Origin of the sequence: Streptomyces sp. NPDC057963, from assembly GCF_042887155.1 — a bacterium.
Taxonomy (GTDB): domain Bacteria; phylum Actinomycetota; class Actinomycetes; order Streptomycetales; family Streptomycetaceae; genus Streptomyces.
The window spans coordinates 152,533-169,721 of record NZ_JBHVPX010000013.1; the positions used below are offsets into that span (position 1 = coordinate 152,533).

Sequence of the window (17,189 nt, forward strand, 5' to 3'; positions counted from 1 at the left end):
GCGGTGCCCGGCCCGGCGTCGGGGAGGGGAGTCGGTGCCCCCCGGGGTGCCGCGCTCCGCTCAGCGCGCGCGGTTGAGGGTCTGCAGCGCGGCGCGCAGCAGCTGCGGCACGGGCGCCTGCCCGCTCTCGGCCAGCGCCGCCTCGGCCTGCGGGGTGACCGCGGTGACCGCTTCGTCGGCCTCGCGGGTGGCGTAGCCGAGACCGATCAGGGCCGCCTGCAGCTGGTCGCGCCAGGAGGAGGTGACGGCCGTGCCGATGCCCTGTCGGCCGATCTGCGCGCCGACGGGCTCGCCGAGCCTGTCCTTCAGTTCGAGGAGGAGTTTCTGCGCGCCCTTCTTGCCGATGCCGGAGACGGCGGTGAGCGCCTTCTCGTCGCCGGTGGCGACCGCGATCCGCAGGGCGTCCGGGGTATGGGTGGCGAGCATGGCCTGGGCGAGCCGGGGACCGACTCCGCTGGCGGTCTGGAGCAGCTCGAAGACCTGCCGCTCGTCGTCGTCGGCGAAGCCGTAGAGGGTGAGCGAATCCTCCCGTACGACGAGGGAGGTGGCCAGCCTGGCCTCCTTGCCGATCCGGAGGCCGGCGAGGGTGTTCGGCGCGCACTGGACGGCCATGCCGATGCCGCCGACCTCGATCACGGCCGTGGTCGGGGCGAGTGCGGCGACGGGGCCGCTGACGAAGGCGATCATCGGGGGACCTTCCGGACGGGGACTGCGGGGGTACGGGGAACGCGCGGGGTACGGGCCGCGGCGGCTGCCGCGTGTGCCTGTTGGAGGCGGTTCACCGCGGGCGCGCGCCAGATGTGGCAGATGGCGAGCGCGAGGGCGTCGGCCGCGTCGGCCGGTTTCGGCGGGGCGTCGAGCCTCAGCAGCCGGGTGACCATGGCACCGACCTGCGCCTTGTCGGCACGGCCACTGCCGGTGACGGCCGCCTTGACTTCGCTGGGGGTGTGCAGGGCGACGGGAATGCCGCGCCGGGACGCGCAGAGCATGGCGACCGCGCTGGCCTGGGCGGTGCCCATCACCGTACGGACGTTGTGCTGGCTGAACACCCGCTCCACGGCGACGAATTCGGGCCGGTGCTCGTCGAGCCACTCCTCGATGCCGCGCTCGATGGCGACCAGCCGGTGGCCGAGCTCGGCGTCGGCCGGGGTGCGGACGACGCCGACACCGAGCATCGTCAGGGGCCGCCCGGCAACACCTTCGACGACACCGACACCGCACCGGGTCAGCCCCGGGTCGACACCGAGTACCCGCATACGACGCCCCCTCCGTACCGATCGGTCAACTGTTCCCGCAGGCTATCGGCTCGCACTGACAATGCGACGGGCCGACGGGGTGTGTCCCCGTCGGCCCGTCCCTGAAGGCTGTGCCGATGCCGGCTCAGGCGTCGACCTTCTCCATGACCTCGTCCGAGACGTCGAAGTTGGCGAAGACGTTCTGCACGTCGTCGCTGTCCTCCAGGGCGTCGATCAGCTTGAAGATCTTGCGCGCGCCCTCCTCGTCCAGCTCGACCTGCATGGTGGGCAGGAAGTTGGCCTCGGCCGAGTCGTAGTCGATGCCGGCCTCCTGGAGCGCGGTGCGGACCGCGACCATGTCGGTGGCCTCGCTGACGACCTCGTACGTGTCACCGAGGTCGTTGACCTCCTCGGCGCCCGCGTCGAGCACGGCACCCAGGACGTCGTCCTCGGTCAGCCCGCCCTTGGGGACGATGACGACGCCCTTGCGGTTGAAGAGGTACGAGACCGAACCCGGGTCGGCCATCGAGCCGCCGTTGCGGGTCATCGCGACACGCACGTCGGACGCGGCGCGGTTGCGGTTGTCGGTGAGGCACTCGATGAGCACCGCGACACCGTTCGGGCCGTAACCCTCGTACATGATCGTCTGGTAGTCGACGCCGCCCGCTTCGAGACCGCCACCGCGCTTGACCGCGGAGTCGATGTTCTTGTTCGGGACGGAGCTTTTCTTCGCCTTCTGGATCGCGTCCACGAGGGTCGGGTTTCCCTCGGGGTCCACACCGCCGGTGCGGGCCGCGACCTCGATGTTCTTGATCAGCTTCGCGAAGAGCTTGCCGCGCTTGGCATCGATCACGGCCTTCTTGTGCTTCGTCGTAGCCCATTTAGAGTGGCCGGACATCTGCCTTCTCCTTCGCGTCACCAAAATCGATCGGAACCCGAGAGATCCTACCGGGATCGAGTCAGCCGACTGCGCGCACCATGTCCACGAACAACGCGTGAACCCGGTGGTCCCCGGTCAGTTCCGGGTGGAAGGACGTCGCCAGTGCGTTTCCCTGGCGGACGGCGACGATGTGACCGCCGTGCTCCGCCACCACCTCGGCCCGCGCTCCGACCGACTCCACCCACGGGGCGCGGATGAACACGCCCTCGACCGGGTCACCCTCGATGCCGGCGACCTCCACGGCCGCCTCGAAGGACTCGTTCTGTCGCCCGAAGGCGTTGCGGCGCACGATCATGTCGATCCCGCCGACCGTCTCCTGGCCCGCGCGCGGGTCGAGGATCTTGTCGGCGAGCAGGATCATTCCGGCACAGGTGCCGTAGACCGGCATTCCCTCCCGGACCCGCTCGCGCAGCGGCTCCAGCATGCCGAACAGGACAGCCAGTTTGGACATCGTGGTGGACTCGCCACCGGGAATGACCAGGCCGTCGACCTCGGAGAGTTCCTCGGGACGCCGGACCGGCCTGGCCAGGGCGTCCGCCGAGGCCAGGGCGATCAGGTGTTCCCGTACGTCGCCCTGGAGAGCCAGGACTCCGATCACAGGGGTGTCGCTCATCAGGGACTACCAGCCGCGGTTGGCGTAGCGCTCGGCCTCGGGCAGGGTGTCGCAGTTGATGCCGACCATGGCCTCGCCCAGGTTGCGGGAGGCGTCCGCGATGATCTTCGGGTCGTCGTAGAAGGTGGTGGCCTTCACGATGGCGGCGGCGCGCTTGGCCGGGTCGCCGGACTTGAAGATGCCGGAGCCGACGAAGACGCCCTCGGCACCGAGCTGGCGCATCAGCGCGGCGTCGGCGGGGGTGGCGACGCCGCCCGCGGAGAACAGCACGACGGGCAGCTTGCCGAGCTCGGCGACCTCCTTGACCAGCTCGTACGGGGCGCGGAGGTCCTTGGCGGCGGCGTACAGCTCGTTGTTGTCGTAGCCGCGCAGCCGGGCGATCTCGTTCTTGATCTGGCGCAGGTGGCGGACGGCCTCGACGACGTTCCCGGTGCCGGCCTCGCCCTTCGAACGGATCATGGCCGCGCCCTCGGCGATGCGGCGCAGGGCCTCGCCCAGATTGGTGGCGCCGCAGACGAACGGGGTGGTGAAGGCGAACTTGTCGCTGTGGTTGACCTCGTCGGCCGGGGTGAGGACCTCGGACTCGTCGATGTAGTCGACACCGAGGGACTGGAGGACCTGGGCCTCGACGAAGTGCCCGATGCGGGACTTCGCCATCACGGGGATGGAGACGGCCTCGATGATCTCCTCGATCATGGTCGGGTCCGACATCCGGGCCACGCCGCCGTCCTTGCGGATGTCGGCCGGCACCCGCTCCAGGGCCATGACGGCCACGGCGCCCGCGTCCTCGGCGATCTTCGCCTGCTCGGCGTTGACGACGTCCATGATCACGCCGCCCTTGAGCTGCTCGGCCATGCCCCGCTTGACGCGGGCGGTGCCGATGGCCGGGGAGTCGGCGGACTGCGGGGTGGTGGGAAGCGTGGACACGGATCGACCTCACTCGGAGAAAAAGTTGCTGAAAGCACTGATGGGGTGCAGTGCTGAGGAAACTCTCCGGAACCGGTCCACAGCAAGGGCCAATAGGAGGCCGGTGGATCGTTTTGAACGCGTACGGGACGGGTTGTGAGCCCAGTCACGGACGGGGCGAGCGGGGCCGCCGCCCACGGCTTCCTGTTCCTGCCCGAGGCGGTCGACGACGTCACGCACGTGGGCGGGCGGGGCCGCCGGGTCAGCTGACGGGGCGGTCCGCCAGGGCGACCGGCGGTTCGTCGTCCATCTCGAAGGCGAGCGGGAACGGGGCGTGCCCGGCCAGCCGGAACCATCGCACGGTACGGTGCCGGCGCAGCGCCCGCGCAGCGCGCACCGCGTCGTTGTGGAACCGCCGGGCCATCGGGACCCGGCGCACGGCCGCGGCGAGCTCGGACGCCGCCTCCTCGCCGCCGGGGATCTCCTTCACGGTCTCCACCTGCGCCGTCTCGCCGAAGACCGCCCGCAGGGCGGCGCTCAGCTCGCTCTCCGCGACCTCGCGGTGCTCCTCCTCCGCCTGACGGGCGGCGTGCGCGGCCTCGTACAGCACGATGGACGCGGCCGGGTCGAGAACACCCGATGTGGCCAGTTCCTGGGTGACCGAGGCGCGACGCAGGAGCTGCGCGTCGAGGGCCGCGCGGGCGGCGTCGATGCGGGCGTGCAGCCGGTCCAGCCGTCCGGCGGTCCAGCTGAGGTACATACCGGTCGCGACGATCGCGACGGCGATCCAGATGAGGGTTTCGATCACGGGCGGCAAGGCTACCGTCGGGGCGCGGACGGTGCGGCCGCCCGGCGATCAAGGACCCGGGCCGGGCCGGGGCCCGCCCTGGTCAGGCCCTAGTCCCGCGCCAGTCCGAAACGCGCCCGCAGGCCCGTGCGCTCGTCGGCGGCCACCGACGCCGCGCCGTCCGTCACCGTCTCGTACACCGCGAGGATGTCGGCCCCGACGGTCGACCAGTCGAAGCGCCGCACGTGCGCGGCTCCCCGCTCGCGCAGCTGCGCGCGCCGCTCCGGGTCGCCGAGCAGCCGGACCGCCGCCGCCGCCAGCGCGTCCGCGTCCTCGTTGGCGAACAGCTCGCCCGCCGCGCCCAGATCCAGGACCTGCGCGAACGCGTCCAGATCGCTGGCGAGGACCGGCGCACCGGCCGACATCGCCTCGACCAGGATGATCCCGAAGCTCTCGCCGCCCGTGTTGGGCGCGACGTACACATCGACGCTGCGCAGCAGCCGCGCCTTGTCCTCGTCGCTCACCATGCCGAGGAATTCGACGCGTCCGCGCATCTGCGCGGGCAGCGAGGCGACCGCCTCCTCCTCGTCGCCGCGGCCCGCCACCAGCAGCCTGGTGTCCGGACGGGCGGCGAGGATCGCGGGCAGCGCCCTCATCAGGACGGGCAGGCCCTTGCGGGGCTCGTCGATGCGCCCGATGAAACCGATGGTGCCGCCCTCCCGTCTCCCGCCACCGCCCTCGACCGGGCTTCGCGCCCCCTCTGATTGCCACTCCGCCTTGGGCTCGGCTCCGGCGAAGAAGCCGACGTCGACCCCGTTCGGGATGACGACCGCGTCGCCGCCGAGGTGCTCGACCAGGGTCCGGCGCGCGTACTCGCTCACCGCGATGCGCGCGCTGATCTTCTCCAGCGCGGGCTGCAGGATCGGGTACGCGGCGATCATGGCCCGGGAGCGCGGGTTGGAGGTGTGGAAGGTGGCGACGATCGGCCCCTGCGCGGCCCAGCAGGCGAGCAGCCCCAGCGACGGCGACGTCGGCTCGTGGATGTGGATCACGTCGTAGGTGCCGTCGTGCAGCCAGCGGCGCACCCGGGCGGCCGAGAGGAAGCCGAAGTTCAGCCGGGCCACGGAGCCGTTGTACGGGACGGGCACGGCCCGACCCGCGGAGACCACGTACGGCGGCAGCGGTGTCTCGTCGTCGGCGGGCGCCAGCACCGACACCTGATGCCCCAGACGGATCAGGTGTTCGGCCAGGTCGCGGATGTGGAACTGCACACCCCCCGGGACGTCCCAGGAGTACGGGCACACGATGCCGATCTTCACGGCCGGTCCTCCCGGTTCTCCCGGTTCTCCAGATCGGCCGACCAGAGCCGTTGCAGCATGTGCCAGTCCTCCGGATGGCCGGCGATCCCGACGGCGAAGGCATCGGCGAGCGCCTGCGTCATCGAGGACGTCTTCTCCGTGCGGCTGCCCGACTCGGGCACCTCGACGGGCGGATGGATACGCGCCTTCATGACGGGCGTCTCGTCGTAGTTGAGAGTCACCGGCAGCAGCAGTGCCCCGGTCTGCTGGGCCAGCAGCGCCGGTCCTGCGGGCATGCGCGCGGTGTCCCCGAAGAACGCCACCTCGACGCCGGACGCCGACAGGTCGCGGTCGGCGACCAGGCAGACCAGGCCGCCCGCGCGCAGCCGCCGGGCCAGGGTGCCGAAGGCGGCGCCGCCGCTGTGCGGCAGGACCTCCATGCCCAGCCCCTCCCGGTAGGCCACGAACCGGTCGTACAGCGTCTCCGGCTTGAGCCGCTCGGCGACCGTGGTGAAGGGCACCTTGAGATCGGTGGTGACCCAGGCTCCCGCCAGGTCCCAGTTCCCCAGGTGCGGCAGGGCGAGGATGACGCCGCGGCCGGTGCCCAGGCCGTCGGTCAGCCGGTACGCGTCCGTCACGTCTATCGACGCCTTGATCCGTGCCGGGCTCCAGGTGGGCAGCCGGAACGACTCCATCCAGTAGCGCATGTACGAGCGCATCCCGGCCCTGGAGAGCGCGGCGAGCCGGGCCGGGGACGCCTCGGGCACGACCCGCGCCAGATTCGCCTCCAGCCGCAGGACGCCTTTGCCCCGCCGCTTCCACGCCTGGTCGGCGATGGTGCGGAAGAGCGTCCGGGCGGCCGGCTCGGGGAGCTTCTTCACGGCGGCCCAGCCGAGCCCGTACAGCCCGTCGGTCAGCCGGTCCCGCAGGCCGCTCCGCGCGTCACCCGGTGCGCCGCTCACTGCGCGGCCCCCCTCCCCCGGTCCGCCGCGGTCTCGGCCGCCTCGGCCGCCTCGGCGGCGTCGGCCTCGGCGGACTCGCGGCGCACGGTCACGACCCGCTGCACGAGCGTCACCAGGCTGCCCGCGGCGACGATCCACAGCGCGATCGGCAGCAGCACCTGGATCCCGGGGACACCGAACTTGTGGAGCCCCGCGAACCCGGCCGCGACCAGCGAGATCACCAGCCGCTCGGCACGCTCCACGAGCCCGTTGACCGCGACCGGCAGCCCGATCGACTCGCCGCGCGCCTTCGTGTACGAGACCACCTGGCCGCTCGCCAGGCAGAAGATCGCGACCGCGCACAGCACGTTGTCGTCGCCCTTGCCCGCGTACCAGAGCGCGAAGCCGCCGAAGATCGCCCCGTCGGCGACCCGGTCCAGGGTCGAGTCCAGGAACGCGCCCCAGCGGCTGGAGATGCCGGCCTGCCGGGCCATGTTGCCGTCGACGAGGTCGGAGAAGACGAAGATCGTGATGACGATCGTGCCCCAGAAGAACTCCCCCATGGGGAAGAAGACCAGCGCACCTGCCATCACCCCGGCCGTACCGATCAGAGTGACCGCGTCAGGGCTCACGCCGAGACGGAGCAACAGTGCGGCGAACGGTGTGAGGACACGCGTAAAAAATGCACGCGCGTACTTGTTCAGCATGGCCTTCCCGAGGGTCGGTGGGCCGAGCGGCCCCTTCGGCCACCGGCTGGCCCATCGTAGTCACGCCCGCCGGACTCCACCGTCCGGGCACCCGGCCTCGCGCGGCGGCGCCCGACGTATGGACGCGACCCGGTGTGAGTGCAAAGCTCGAAATACCGCGGGCGTCGCCGTAGCCGCCGCGGCGGCTCCCCGTGCCCGTGCACCCTTCTCCCCACACCGCGCCGGATCCTCTTCCCGCTCCGCGCCACTATCTGGGAGGCACGCATCATGGGCGACAAGGCACACGCACACACCGGGGCCGCCGGCAGGGCGGCGACGGCCGACCAGCCCGCATCGATACGCAATGTGGTGCTGGTCGGCCACAGCGGCTCCGGCAAGACCACCCTCGTCGAGGCCCTCGCGCTGACCGCGGGCGCGGTCAACCGGGCGGGCCGGGTCGAGGACGGCGCGACGGTCTCCGACTACGACGAGATCGAACACCGCCGGCAACGCTCCGTACAGCTCTCCCTCGTCCCCGTCGAATGGGGCGGGTACCGGATCAATCTTCTGGACACCCCCGGATACGCGGATTTCGTCGGGGAACTCAGGGCCGGTCTGCGGGCGGCGGACGCGGCCCTTTTCGTCGTGTCCGCCGCCCAGGAGGCCGACGCCGTGGCGGGCACGACCCGCGCCGTGTGGGACGAGTGCGCCGCCGTCGGCATGCCGCGCGCCATCGTCGTCACCCATCTCGACACCGCGCGCACCTCGTTCGACCGGATGACCCGGATCTGCGGCGAGATCTTCGGCGGCGACGACCCCGACGCGGTGCTCCCGCTCTACCTGCCCGTCCACGGCCCCGAGGGCCCCGACGGGCACGCCCCGCTCACCGGGCTCACCGGGCTCCTCACCCAGCGGATCTTCGACTACGCGTCGGGAGAGCGGCGGGAGAACCCGCCCGCCGGTGCCCAGCAGGCCCCGCTCCAGGAGGCCCGCAACCGGCTCATCGAGGGGATCATCGCCGAGAGCGAGGACGAGACCCTGATGGACCGCTACCTCGACGGGGCCGACATCGACATCAAGACACTCGTCGACGACCTGGAACGCGCGATCGCCCGGGACGCCTTCCACCCCGTCCTCACCGCGGCCCCCGCCGCCGAGGGCGCCCGCCAGGGCGTCGGCACCGTCGAGCTCCTCGACCTCATCACCGGCGGCTTCCCCACGCCGCTGGAGCGTCCGCTCCCCGAGGTCACCCCTCTGCACGGAGCGCCCCGCCCGGTCCTCACCTGCGACCCGCGGGGCCCGCTCCTCGCCGAGGTCGTCAAGACGGCCTCCGACCCGTACGTCGGCCGGCTCTCGCTCGTACGCGTCTTCTCCGGCACCCTGCGCCCCGACGACACCGTCCACGTCTTCGGCCACGGCCTCACCGACCCCGGCCGCGAGACCCGCCCCTTCCACGAGGCCGAGGTACGCGTCGGCGCGCTCTCCTCCCCGTTCGGCAAACAGCAGCGCCCCCTCACGGCGTGCATCGCCGGAGATCTGGCCTGCGTCGCCAAGCTGGCCGGCGCCGAGACCGGGGACACCCTCTCCCCCACGGACCAGCCGCTGCTGATGGACCCCTGGACCACGCCCGACCCCCTGCTGCCACTCGCCATCGAGGCACACAGCAAGGCCGACGAGGACAAGCTCTCCCAGGGTCTCTCCCGGCTCGTCGCGGAGGACCCGACCATGCGCCTCGAACAGAACCAGGACACCCACCAGGTGGTCCTGTGGTGCCTCGGCGAGGCCCATCAGGACGTGGCGCTGGACCGGCTGCGCAGCCACTACGGAGTCCAGGTCGACGCCGTGCCCCACAAGGTGTCGCTGCGCGAGACCTTCGCCGCCCCCGCGACCGGGCGCGGCCGGCACGTGAAGCAGTCCGGCGGCCACGGCCAGTACGCCATCTGCGAGATCGACGTGGAGCCGCTGCCACCGGGATCGGGCATCGAATTCGTCGACAAGGTGGTCGGCGGAGCGGTACCGCGCCAGTTCGTCCCGTCCGTCGAGAAGGGCGTGCGCGCCCAGGCCGCCCGCGGCGTGGCGGCCGGGCACCCGCTCGTCGACGTACGCGTCACCCTGCGGGACGGGAAGTCCCACTCGGTGGACTCCTCCGACGCCGCGTTCCAGACGGCGGGCGCGCTGGCCCTGCGCGAAGCGGCCTCGGACACCCGCATCCAGCTCCTCGAACCCGTCGCGGAGATCCGGGTCCTGGTCCCCGACGACTACGTCGGGCCGGTGATGAGCGACCTGTCCGGACGGCGGGGCAGAGTGATCGGGACCGAGCAGTCCGGCCCCGGACGCACCCTCGTACGGGCCGAGGTACCCGAGCTGGAGATCGGCCGGTACGCGATCGAGCTCCGCTCCCTCTCCCATGGCGCCGGGCGCTTCGACCGGGCGTACGCCCGGCACGAAGCCATGCCCCCGCAGCTGGCTGAACGCGTCCGCGAACAGCAGCAGAACAACCCGAATGATGCGTAATCGCCTGCGCCGCCCGCCCTTGTCCACAAGGGCGGGCGGCGCGGCGATCCGGACGATACGCTGTGGTCCCAGCTCAGAAGGTGTGCCGGGCACGGCAGTTGGGAAACAGCCGCAGGAGCAGTTCCTTGGCGGCGAGTGGGGGCGACAGTGGCCAACGACGGATTCGATTTCTCTCCGGGAGCACAGATCCCGCTCCAGGGCTCGGGCGGACAGGCGGTGGCGACGAACGCCCTCGCCTCCGCCGCGTACCGCGACAGCCCGGTGGAGAAGATCCTTGACGCCAACAGCGAGTGGCACAAGTCCGAAGTCAAGGCGGGCCGTTCCACATTCCTCAAGTCCGACTACTTCAAGCCCAATCTCGGCGAGGCATTCTCCCGCGCCGTCCAGGAACGCACGCTGGGCGGCGCCCGGAAAGCCCTCATCCAGTCCTTCGGCACCGACCCTCAGACCGTCGTCGAGCACTGCCTGTCCGCGACCCGTCTCCGCAAGGCGCGCGACACCAAACTGACCGCCGTCACCGCCTTGTTCGGCTTTCTCTTCCTGCCCGGCATGATCCTCTGGGTCGTCGCCTTCCGGCTGCGCGACTGGCTCGGCGGCACCAAGGACAAGGCCCTCGCCACCCTGGGCAACGTCCTGCTCCCGATCATCGGCATCGTGGCCCTGTTCTTCCTGGTCAAACTGCCGGTCACCGGATTCCTGGCGCTCTACGTGCGGGCGATGATCGTCGCCCCCGTCGTCGGCTGGCTCATCGCCAAACGGATCGCGGAATCCTCCGCCAAGGACATGCGTGCCCGCTGGGAAGGGCTGCTCTCCGGCGGCGGCGTCATCGCCAAGATCCCCGAGGCGGTGCCCAAGAACCCCAACGAGACCTCCCGCGAGGCACTCCGCCAGGGCCTGCAGAAGCTCTCCGCCGAGCAGCAGTCCAACTCGGTCTTCTACGCCGGCCCCAAGGGAATCCTCGGTATGGGAACCCGCTGGGGCAGCTGGCAGCTGGCCGAAGAGCTCGTCTCCAAGGAACCCGGCAAGGAATTCCACCAGTTCCGCAGCTGGGACCTGATACGGGCCATCCACGACCAGCTCAAGGTGCTGGAGCGCGGCCCGCTGAACACCGGCGGGTTCCCCACCCCGTCGGTCACCCACTGGATCGTCTCGCCCGTCGGTGAGAACGCGGACTCGGTCTCCCGCCCCGACGGCGACGACGTCGCCACCTTCCAGGTCAAGCCGCACGAGATACAGCGAATCTGCAACCACCAGCAGTTCGGCGGCGGCGACCGGCACTACCTGGGCGTCCAGTTCACCCTCTGGGACGGCCAGTTGGTCATCACCATGATGATCACGGTCACGGTGCTCTACGAAACCCTGCGCATCGAAGTCACCGGACACGCGCTCGGCCCGGTCCATTCGCTCTTCACCAGCAAGCCCGCGGCCAAGACCAGGACGGTCAACAAGACCGTCCGGTTCTGGGAGACCCGCGACATCACCCTCGCGCTGGTCGAGCCCCAGGAGGTCGTCCGCCTCGCCCTGCGCGCGCCGTTCACCTGGTACCCGCCGCTCCTCGACTACCTGGGCGGCAAGATCGCCCTGCCCGAGCCATTCGGCCTGCGCCACGCCTGGGCCGAGAAGCCGTGGCGCCACCGCTTCATGGCCGACGACGCGATGCGCGCCGCCACCCCCGTCCTGCGCGCCGTGCACAACGCGGCCCTGCGCGTCCTGAAAGAGAACGGCGTCGAAACCGAACGGTTCGACAACCGCTCGATGATCCTGAGCGGAGCGGTCCAGGACCCGACCCCGCGCAAGGCCGACCTGTACGACGCATAACCGGCGGGAGGCCGCCCCGGCACGTCTCGACGGCCGGGGCGGCCTCCCGGAAACAGGCGGAGACGCCGGCCCGGATCAGTCCACCGGCCAGGCGTCGGCCAGCATCTTGCGCGTATCGGCGAGCAGTTGCGGCAGTACCTTCGTGTGCCCGACCACCGGCATGAAGTTGGTGTCACCACCCCAGCGCGGCACCAGATGCTGATGCAGATGGGCCGCGATACCGGCGCCCGCCACGGAACCCTGGTTCATACCGATGTTGAACCCGTGTGCTCCGGACGCCGTCCGCAGAGCCACCATCGCCCGCTTGGTGAAGTCGGCCAGCTCCAGGGTCTCCGGACCGTCCAGCTCCGTGTAGTCCGCGACATGCCGGTAGGGCACCACCATCAGGTGCCCGCCGTTGTACGGATACAGATTCAGCACGGCATAGACACTCCTGCCGCGCGCGACGACAAGGCCGTCCTCGTCCGACTGCGACGGAATCGCGCAGAACGGACAGCCGTCTCCGGCCTCCGGACCGGACGGCTTGTTCTCGCCCTGGATGTACGCCATCCGGTGGGGCGTCCACAGGCGCTGGAACGCGTCGGGCGTCCCCACTCCGATCTGCTGCTCCGGCTCACTCGTCATGCCGATCAGCATATTGCTTCGCTCCCGGCAAGCGTGTCGCCGGGGCCGCACCCGTCGGTGCCCGGCAATGCTGGGGCGATGAGCGACCAGCCCGCGGTCTCCGCCCCGCCTCGTCTCAGGCGCTGGGAGCAGCGCACGGAAGTGCCGCTCTTCGGCGCGTCCCTGCTCTTCCTGCTCGGTTACGCGGTCCGCGTGCTCGCCCCGCACCACGCCGGACCATGGCGCGGCCTCGCCCTCGCCCTGGTCGGCGCCACCTGGCTGGCCTTCGCCGCGGACTACGCCGTACGGCTCCGCCTCAGCGGCCTCGGCCACCGCTTCGTCCGTGTGCACTGGCTCGACACGGTGGTGCTGCTGCTCCCCCTGCTGCGGCCACTGCGCGTGATCCGGGTCTACACGGCTGTCCAGCAGCACAGGGAGCAACCACGGCTGAGCCTGTACGCCCGCGTGATCACGTATGCCGGTGCGAGCGCCCTGCTGCTCGGATTCTCCGCCGCGCTCGCCGTGTACCACCAGGAGCACACCGCGAAGGGTGCGTCGATCCGTACGCTGGGTGACGCGGTGTGGTGGGCCTGCGAGACGCTCACGACCGTGGGGTACGGGGACACGGTGCCGGTCACACCGGGCGGCCGGGTCGTGGCGTCGGGCCTGATGGCCTGCGGACTGGCACTGCTGGGAACGGTGACGGGGTCGTTCTCTTCGTGGCTGCTGCAGGTGTTCCGGCGGGAGGACGAGAAGAGGCCCCCGGAGAGCCGCTAGCTCTTCGGGGGCCCCGCTCCGTGTCCGTCAGACCTGGACGCGTTCCTCGACGGCCTTCTGGATCTTGGCGAGGGCGTCCTCGACGGGGACGCCGTTCTCCTGCGAGCCGTCGCGGTAGCGGAAGGAGACGGCGCCGTTGGCCATGTCCTCGTCGCCCGCGATGATCATGAAGGGCACCTTGGCCTTCTGCTGGTTCCGGATCTTCTTCTGCATCCGGTCGGACGAGGCGTCGACCTCGACCCGCAGCCCCTTCTTCCGGGCCTTGGCCGCGAACTCCTGGAGGTACGGGATGTGCGCGTCGCCGATCGGGATGCCGACCGCCTGGACCGGCGCCAGCCACACCGGGAACGCACCCGCGTAGTGCTCCAGGAGCACCGCGAAGAAGCGCTCGATGGAACCGAACAGGGCACGGTGGATCATGACCGGGCGCTGCTTGGTGCCGTCGGGGCCGGTGTACTCCAGGTCGAAGCGCTCCGGGAGGTTGAAGTCGAGCTGCACGGTCGACATCTGCCAGGTGCGGCCGATGGCGTCCTTGCACTGCACCGAGATCTTCGGGCCGTAGAACGCGGCGCCGCCCGGGTCCGGGACCAGCGGCAGCCCCTGCTTCTCGGCGACCTGGCGCAGCGTCTCGGTGGCCTCTTCCCAGATCTCGTCGGAGCCGACGAACTTCTCCGGGTCCTTGGTGGAGAGCTCCAGGTAGAAGTCGGTCAGACCGTAGTCGCGGAGCAGGTTCAGGACGAAGGTGAGCGTCCGGTCGAGCTCCTCCGCCATCTGCTCCTTGGTGCAGTAGATGTGCGCGTCGTCCTGCGTGAAGCCGCGCGAGCGGGTCAGACCGTGCACGACGCCGGACTTCTCGTACCGGTACACCGTGCCGAACTCGAAGAGGCGCAGAGGCAGTTCACGGTAGGAACGCCCGCGCGCGTCGAAGATCAGGTTGTGCATCGGGCAGTTCATCGGCTTGAGGTAGTAGTCCACCCCGTCGTCGAGCTGCATGGGCGGGTACATGCCGTCGGCGTACCAGTCCAGGTGGCCGGACTTCTCGAAGAGCTTGCCCTTGGTGGCGTGCGGGGAGTAGACGAATTCATAGCCCTCCTCCTCGTGGCGCCGGCGCGAGTAGTCCTCCATGGCGCGGCGGATGATGCCGCCCTTGGGGTGGAAGACCGCGAGACCGGGGCCGATCTCGTCCGGGAAGGAGAAGAGGTCCAGCTCGTTGCCGAGCTTGCGGTGGTCGCGCTTGGCGGCCTCCTCCAGGAACTCCAGGTGCGCCTTCAGCTCGTCCTTGGTGGGCCAGGCGGTGCCGTAGATGCGCTGGAGCATCGGGTTCTTCTCGCTGCCCCGCCAGTACGCCGCGGCGTTGCGCATCAGCTTGAACGCCGGGATGAACCGGGTGGTCGGCAGGTGCGGGCCGCGGCAGAGGTCCTTCCAGCACAGGTCGCCGGTCTTCGGGTCGAGGTTGTCGTAGATGGTCAGCTCGCCGCCGCCCACCTCGACGTCCGCGCCGTCGTCCGTGGACGCGGAGCCCTTGATGCCGATGAGCTCCAGCTTGTACGGCTCGTCGGCCAGCTCCTCGCGGGCGGCCTCGTCCGTCACGACCCGGCGGGAGAACCTCTGCCCCCGCTTCTGGATCTCCTGCATCTTCTTCTCGATGGCCTTGAGGTCCTCGGGGGTGAACGGCTTCTCGACGTCGAAGTCGTAGTAGAAGCCGTCCTTGACCGGCGGGCCGATGCCCAGCTTGGCCTCGGGGAAGAGCTGCTGCACGGCCTGCGCCATCACGTGCGCGGTGGAGTGCCGCAGGATGTTCAGGCCGTCCTCGGAGGAGATCTCGACGGGCTCGACGGTCTCGCCGTCGGCGACGACGTACGCGAGGTCCTTCAGCTCACCGGCGACCCGGGCGGCGACGACGGTGCGCTCGCCGGGGAAGAGCTCGGCTGCCGTAGTGCCCGTCGTCACCACGCGCTCTTCCCGCTCGGAATCGCGTTGGATGATCACACGGACGTCTGACACCGGTCTCTCCTGACTCAGGGGGCGCACCCACATTCCTGTGGTGGGCACATTGGGAATCGTACCGAGCCGACACCCCCCTTAGCGAAAGGGCCGGGTCCCGGCGGCCTCCGCCCCGCTACTCGCCCGTGCACGCCTCCTCGAACTGGTCGACGTTCTCCTGGAGCGACTTCATCAGCCGGTCCCGCTCCGCCTCGTCCACCTGCACGGGCACCACCTGCGCGGTCCGGGTCAGCCGCCGGAAGCCGCCGCGGCTCTCCAGTCTGCCCTCCACCCTGATCGGCAGTCCCACCAGGTGGGCGTGGCCGGCGATCCGGTACGCCTCCTCGTCCAGCTCCAGCCGTACGTGCGGCACCTCGGCGCCGGCCAGCACCCGCAGCCGTACGATCCCGGCGCCGCGCGGACCCGAGCGCCGCAGCCGTTCGACGGCGCCGGTGATCCGTACCGTCACGGCGGGCTCGTCCCGGAGGTACCGGGCTCCTGCCCGGCGCAGGGCGGGCAGGTCGCCCGGGGAGAATTCCACCGGCTCGGGGCGGGCCGGGCAGCCCTCGGGGGCCCCGGCGGCAGGCGCCCATTCCAGGGCGATCCCGGCCCCTTCCGAACCCCGGACCAGGGCGATGAGTGCCTCGGTGAGCTCCCGGCTGACGCCTGCCTCGACAGCGCTGTCGAAGGCTTCGAGCCCGCCGGTGGCCCGCTGGTAGTCCACGGCGTCGCGAGTGGCGTGCAGGGCGTGGTGGAGCCGCACGGTGAGGGCTCGGCCCGGTTCGACGGGAACGAACGCGGTGAGATCGCGGCCGCCGGGTGCGGGCCCGACGAGGATGCCGTCGAGGGCCGCTCGGGCCCTGCGACGGTGGCGTGCGCCGTGGTAGCCGGTGCGTTCCCGTACGGCGAGGGCGCCGGCGAGCAGGATCTGCCGGGCGGCGCCGTGCAGGCGCTCCGCACCCGTCCAGCCGGCTGCCCCGGCCGTTCCCGCGACCGGTTCGGGGACCTCGCGCCACCAGCGGATCTCGTCGCTGGGGACGGCGAGGGAGACGAGGACTTCGCGGGCGGAGGGTGCGGCGCTGCGGGCGAGGGCGGTCAGCGCCTCGCCGAGGAGGTCCTCGCTGTCGGGGAAGCCGGTGGTGTCCGGGACGAGGAGGCTCGTACCGCCGCCGGGCGGGGCCGGTGGCCCCGGCGGGGTCCAGCGGCTGTACCGTCCGGCCACGCCGCCGCGGCGGCGCCAGCCGTGCCGGTCGAGCAGGACGCCGAGGACCGCGGGGTCGACCCGAGCGGGGTCGGGGATGTCTCCGGTCGGCCGGGGGGCCGTCGTCCACGGTCCCGCGGATTCGCTGGGGCGCGGGCGGGTTGCCGAGGGGATCGCTTCGTCGGCGGACTCGTCCATCGGCCGGTGCATCAGGGCCTCCCTCCCGCACCTACGCGGGTCATGATCTCGCAGAGTGCCCGGTCGTCGAAGATGCGCGAGGTCGGGATCCGCACGGTGGTCCTGTGCCGTCCGGTGACCGCGTGGCCGGCCAGGTTGGTCCAGTAGCAGCAGTGCCGCAGATCGAGACGGTCGTGTCCGGCGCGCAGCCAGTCGTCCTGGCTGCGCGGCACGATCATCACGACCAGGATCTTGTGCACCGACACGGGGGTCCGGGCGAGCTTCACGAGGTGGGCGTTGTCGAGCGTGAAGGAGAACGTCGGACCCGGCGGGCGCGGCGGGAGCTGGTAGGTGCATTTGAGCTGCACCTTTATGGTCACTTCGTCGTCCACGGTGTGGCCGGGGGCGCCGTGGCTGACGTGCCAGTCGATGCCGTTGTCGGGGAAGGGCTGCGACAGGGAGCACCCCGCCGCGGCCGCGACGGCGTGCAGGTAGCCCACCTGGAGCGTCTCCATGCAGGCGGTGGTGGCGAGTGTGCCGCGCAGCGGTGGGATCCGCTGGGACAGCAGCCCGCTCGGGTCTGGCTGCGCGAGCGCCATGGCTGCGTGTGCCTTCCGGGCTGTGCCGATCGGTTCTTCGACGGAGGGATGCCGGGAGAGGAACGACGGACAACTTCCTTTCCCGTCAACTGTGTTGTCACCGCACGGAAC

The 17,189-nt window shown here is 71.0% G+C and carries 16 protein-coding genes; 3 read left to right on the plus strand and 13 right to left on the minus strand.

All coding sequences use genetic code 11. The features are described from left to right. Positions 1 to 60: 60 nt before the first annotated feature. The 9 genes from ruvA to pgsA all read right to left on the minus strand — a co-directional run bounded on the left by ruvA (position 61) and on the right by pgsA (position 7,427). Entirely contained in the window at positions 61 to 687 is a 627-nt protein-coding gene (gene ruvA, locus ACFVT1_RS28170) for a Holliday junction branch migration protein RuvA (RefSeq protein WP_362205611.1), read from the minus strand. Then, on the minus strand, positions 684 to 1,256 hold the full coding sequence (gene ruvC, locus ACFVT1_RS28175) for a crossover junction endodeoxyribonuclease RuvC (protein WP_030918815.1): 573 nt from the start codon (positions 1,254 to 1,256) through the stop codon (positions 684 to 686). Before ruvC ends, ruvA begins: the two co-directional genes overlap by 4 nt. A 124-nt stretch (positions 1,257 to 1,380) precedes the next feature. Next, positions 1,381 to 2,133 (minus strand): YebC/PmpR family DNA-binding transcriptional regulator, encoded by a 753-nt coding sequence (locus ACFVT1_RS28180; protein WP_362205607.1) that lies wholly within the window; start codon positions 2,131 to 2,133, stop codon positions 1,381 to 1,383. 61 nt (positions 2,134 to 2,194) lie between these two features. Continuing rightward, on the minus strand, positions 2,195 to 2,788 hold the full coding sequence (gene pdxT / locus ACFVT1_RS28185; protein WP_389800381.1) for a pyridoxal 5'-phosphate synthase glutaminase subunit PdxT: 594 nt from the start codon (positions 2,786 to 2,788) through the stop codon (positions 2,195 to 2,197). A gap of 6 nt (positions 2,789 to 2,794) precedes the next feature. Then, positions 2,795 to 3,715 (minus strand): pyridoxal 5'-phosphate synthase lyase subunit PdxS, encoded by a 921-nt coding sequence (gene pdxS / locus ACFVT1_RS28190; protein WP_362205601.1) that lies wholly within the window; start codon positions 3,713 to 3,715, stop codon positions 2,795 to 2,797. Between the two features lie 241 nt (positions 3,716 to 3,956). Beyond that, positions 3,957 to 4,454 carry a hypothetical protein gene (locus ACFVT1_RS28195; RefSeq protein WP_362205794.1) on the minus strand — a complete coding sequence of 166 codons (498 nt, stop codon included), beginning with the start codon at positions 4,452 to 4,454 and terminating at the stop codon, positions 3,957 to 3,959. 137 nt (positions 4,455 to 4,591) lie between these two features. Then, positions 4,592 to 5,800: a glycosyltransferase family 4 protein gene (locus ACFVT1_RS28200; protein WP_389800382.1), complete on the minus strand. Its 1,209-nt coding sequence runs from the start codon at positions 5,798 to 5,800 to the stop codon at positions 4,592 to 4,594. After that, the gene (locus ACFVT1_RS28205) at positions 5,797 to 6,741 is read right to left on the minus strand and encodes a phosphatidylinositol mannoside acyltransferase (protein WP_389800384.1); all 945 of its coding nucleotides are present in this window, start codon (positions 6,739 to 6,741) and stop codon (positions 5,797 to 5,799) included. Before ACFVT1_RS28205 ends, ACFVT1_RS28200 begins: the two co-directional genes overlap by 4 nt. Next, positions 6,738 to 7,427 (minus strand): phosphatidylinositol phosphate synthase, encoded by a 690-nt coding sequence (pgsA, locus tag ACFVT1_RS28210; protein ID WP_389800385.1) that lies wholly within the window; start codon positions 7,425 to 7,427, stop codon positions 6,738 to 6,740. The genes ACFVT1_RS28205 and pgsA overlap by 4 nt, the downstream gene beginning before the upstream one ends. 267 nt (positions 7,428 to 7,694) lie before the next feature. Here pgsA and ACFVT1_RS28215 point away from each other — a divergent pair, with 267 nt between their 5' ends. Then, the gene (locus ACFVT1_RS28215; protein ID WP_389800386.1) at positions 7,695 to 9,920 is read left to right on the plus strand and encodes an elongation factor G-like protein EF-G2; all 2,226 of its coding nucleotides are present in this window, start codon (positions 7,695 to 7,697) and stop codon (positions 9,918 to 9,920) included. 147 nt (positions 9,921 to 10,067) lie between these two features. After that, complete coding sequence (locus ACFVT1_RS28220) at positions 10,068 to 11,738, plus strand: hypothetical protein (protein WP_389800388.1); 1,671 nt, start codon at positions 10,068 to 10,070, stop codon at positions 11,736 to 11,738. A 75-nt stretch (positions 11,739 to 11,813) separates the two neighbouring features. On the opposite strand, the gene ACFVT1_RS28225 is transcribed toward ACFVT1_RS28220, so the two are convergent. After that, a complete protein-coding gene (locus ACFVT1_RS28225; RefSeq protein ID WP_362205583.1) occupies positions 11,814 to 12,374 on the minus strand; it encodes an HIT domain-containing protein in 561 nt (186 codons plus the stop codon). Positions 12,375 to 12,440: 66 nt separating this feature from the next. Here ACFVT1_RS28225 and ACFVT1_RS28230 point away from each other — a divergent pair, with 66 nt between their 5' ends. Beyond that, positions 12,441 to 13,118, plus strand: coding sequence for a potassium channel family protein (locus tag ACFVT1_RS28230; RefSeq protein WP_389800389.1), 678 nt, complete (start codon positions 12,441 to 12,443; stop codon positions 13,116 to 13,118). Between the two features lie 27 nt (positions 13,119 to 13,145). On the opposite strand, the gene thrS is transcribed toward ACFVT1_RS28230, so the two are convergent. The 3 genes from thrS to ACFVT1_RS28245 form a co-directional block, all read right to left on the minus strand. Next, positions 13,146 to 15,122, minus strand: coding sequence for a threonine--tRNA ligase (gene thrS, locus ACFVT1_RS28235; RefSeq protein ID WP_389800391.1), 1,977 nt, complete (start codon positions 15,120 to 15,122; stop codon positions 13,146 to 13,148). A 115-nt stretch (positions 15,123 to 15,237) separates the two neighbouring features. After that, positions 15,238 to 16,512, minus strand: coding sequence for a hypothetical protein (locus ACFVT1_RS28240; RefSeq protein WP_389800393.1), 1,275 nt, complete (start codon positions 16,510 to 16,512; stop codon positions 15,238 to 15,240). Then, entirely contained in the window at positions 16,512 to 17,078 is a 567-nt protein-coding gene (locus ACFVT1_RS28245) for a DUF4365 domain-containing protein (RefSeq protein WP_389800395.1), read from the minus strand. Before ACFVT1_RS28245 ends, ACFVT1_RS28240 begins: the two co-directional genes overlap by 1 nt. Positions 17,079 to 17,189 lie beyond the last annotated feature (111 nt).

Bases quoted from the DNA above. Each gene is read 5' to 3' on its own strand.
- ruvA (WP_362205611.1), bottom strand. From the start codon at position 687: ATGATCGCCTTCGTCAGCGGCCCCGTCGCCGCACTCGCCCCGACCACG.
- ruvC (WP_030918815.1), bottom strand. From the start codon at position 1,256: ATGCGGGTACTCGGTGTCGACCCGGGGCTGACCCGGTGCGGTGTCGGT.
- ACFVT1_RS28180 (WP_362205607.1), bottom strand. From the start codon at position 2,133: ATGTCCGGCCACTCTAAATGGGCTACGACGAAGCACAAGAAGGCCGTG.
- pdxT (WP_389800381.1), bottom strand. From the start codon at position 2,788: ATGAGCGACACCCCTGTGATCGGAGTCCTGGCTCTCCAGGGCGACGTA.
- ACFVT1_RS28195 (WP_362205794.1), bottom strand. From the start codon at position 4,454: ATGTACCTCAGCTGGACCGCCGGACGGCTGGACCGGCTGCACGCCCGC.
- pgsA (WP_389800385.1), bottom strand. From the start codon at position 7,427: ATGCTGAACAAGTACGCGCGTGCATTTTTTACGCGTGTCCTCACACCG.
- ACFVT1_RS28215 (WP_389800386.1), top strand. From the start codon at position 7,695: ATGGGCGACAAGGCACACGCACACACCGGGGCCGCCGGCAGGGCGGCG.
- ACFVT1_RS28225 (WP_362205583.1), bottom strand. From the start codon at position 12,374: ATGCTGATCGGCATGACGAGTGAGCCGGAGCAGCAGATCGGAGTGGGG.
- ACFVT1_RS28230 (WP_389800389.1), top strand. From the start codon at position 12,441: ATGAGCGACCAGCCCGCGGTCTCCGCCCCGCCTCGTCTCAGGCGCTGG.
- ACFVT1_RS28240 (WP_389800393.1), bottom strand. From the start codon at position 16,512: ATGCACCGGCCGATGGACGAGTCCGCCGACGAAGCGATCCCCTCGGCA.
- ACFVT1_RS28245 (WP_389800395.1), bottom strand. From the start codon at position 17,078: ATGGCGCTCGCGCAGCCAGACCCGAGCGGGCTGCTGTCCCAGCGGATC.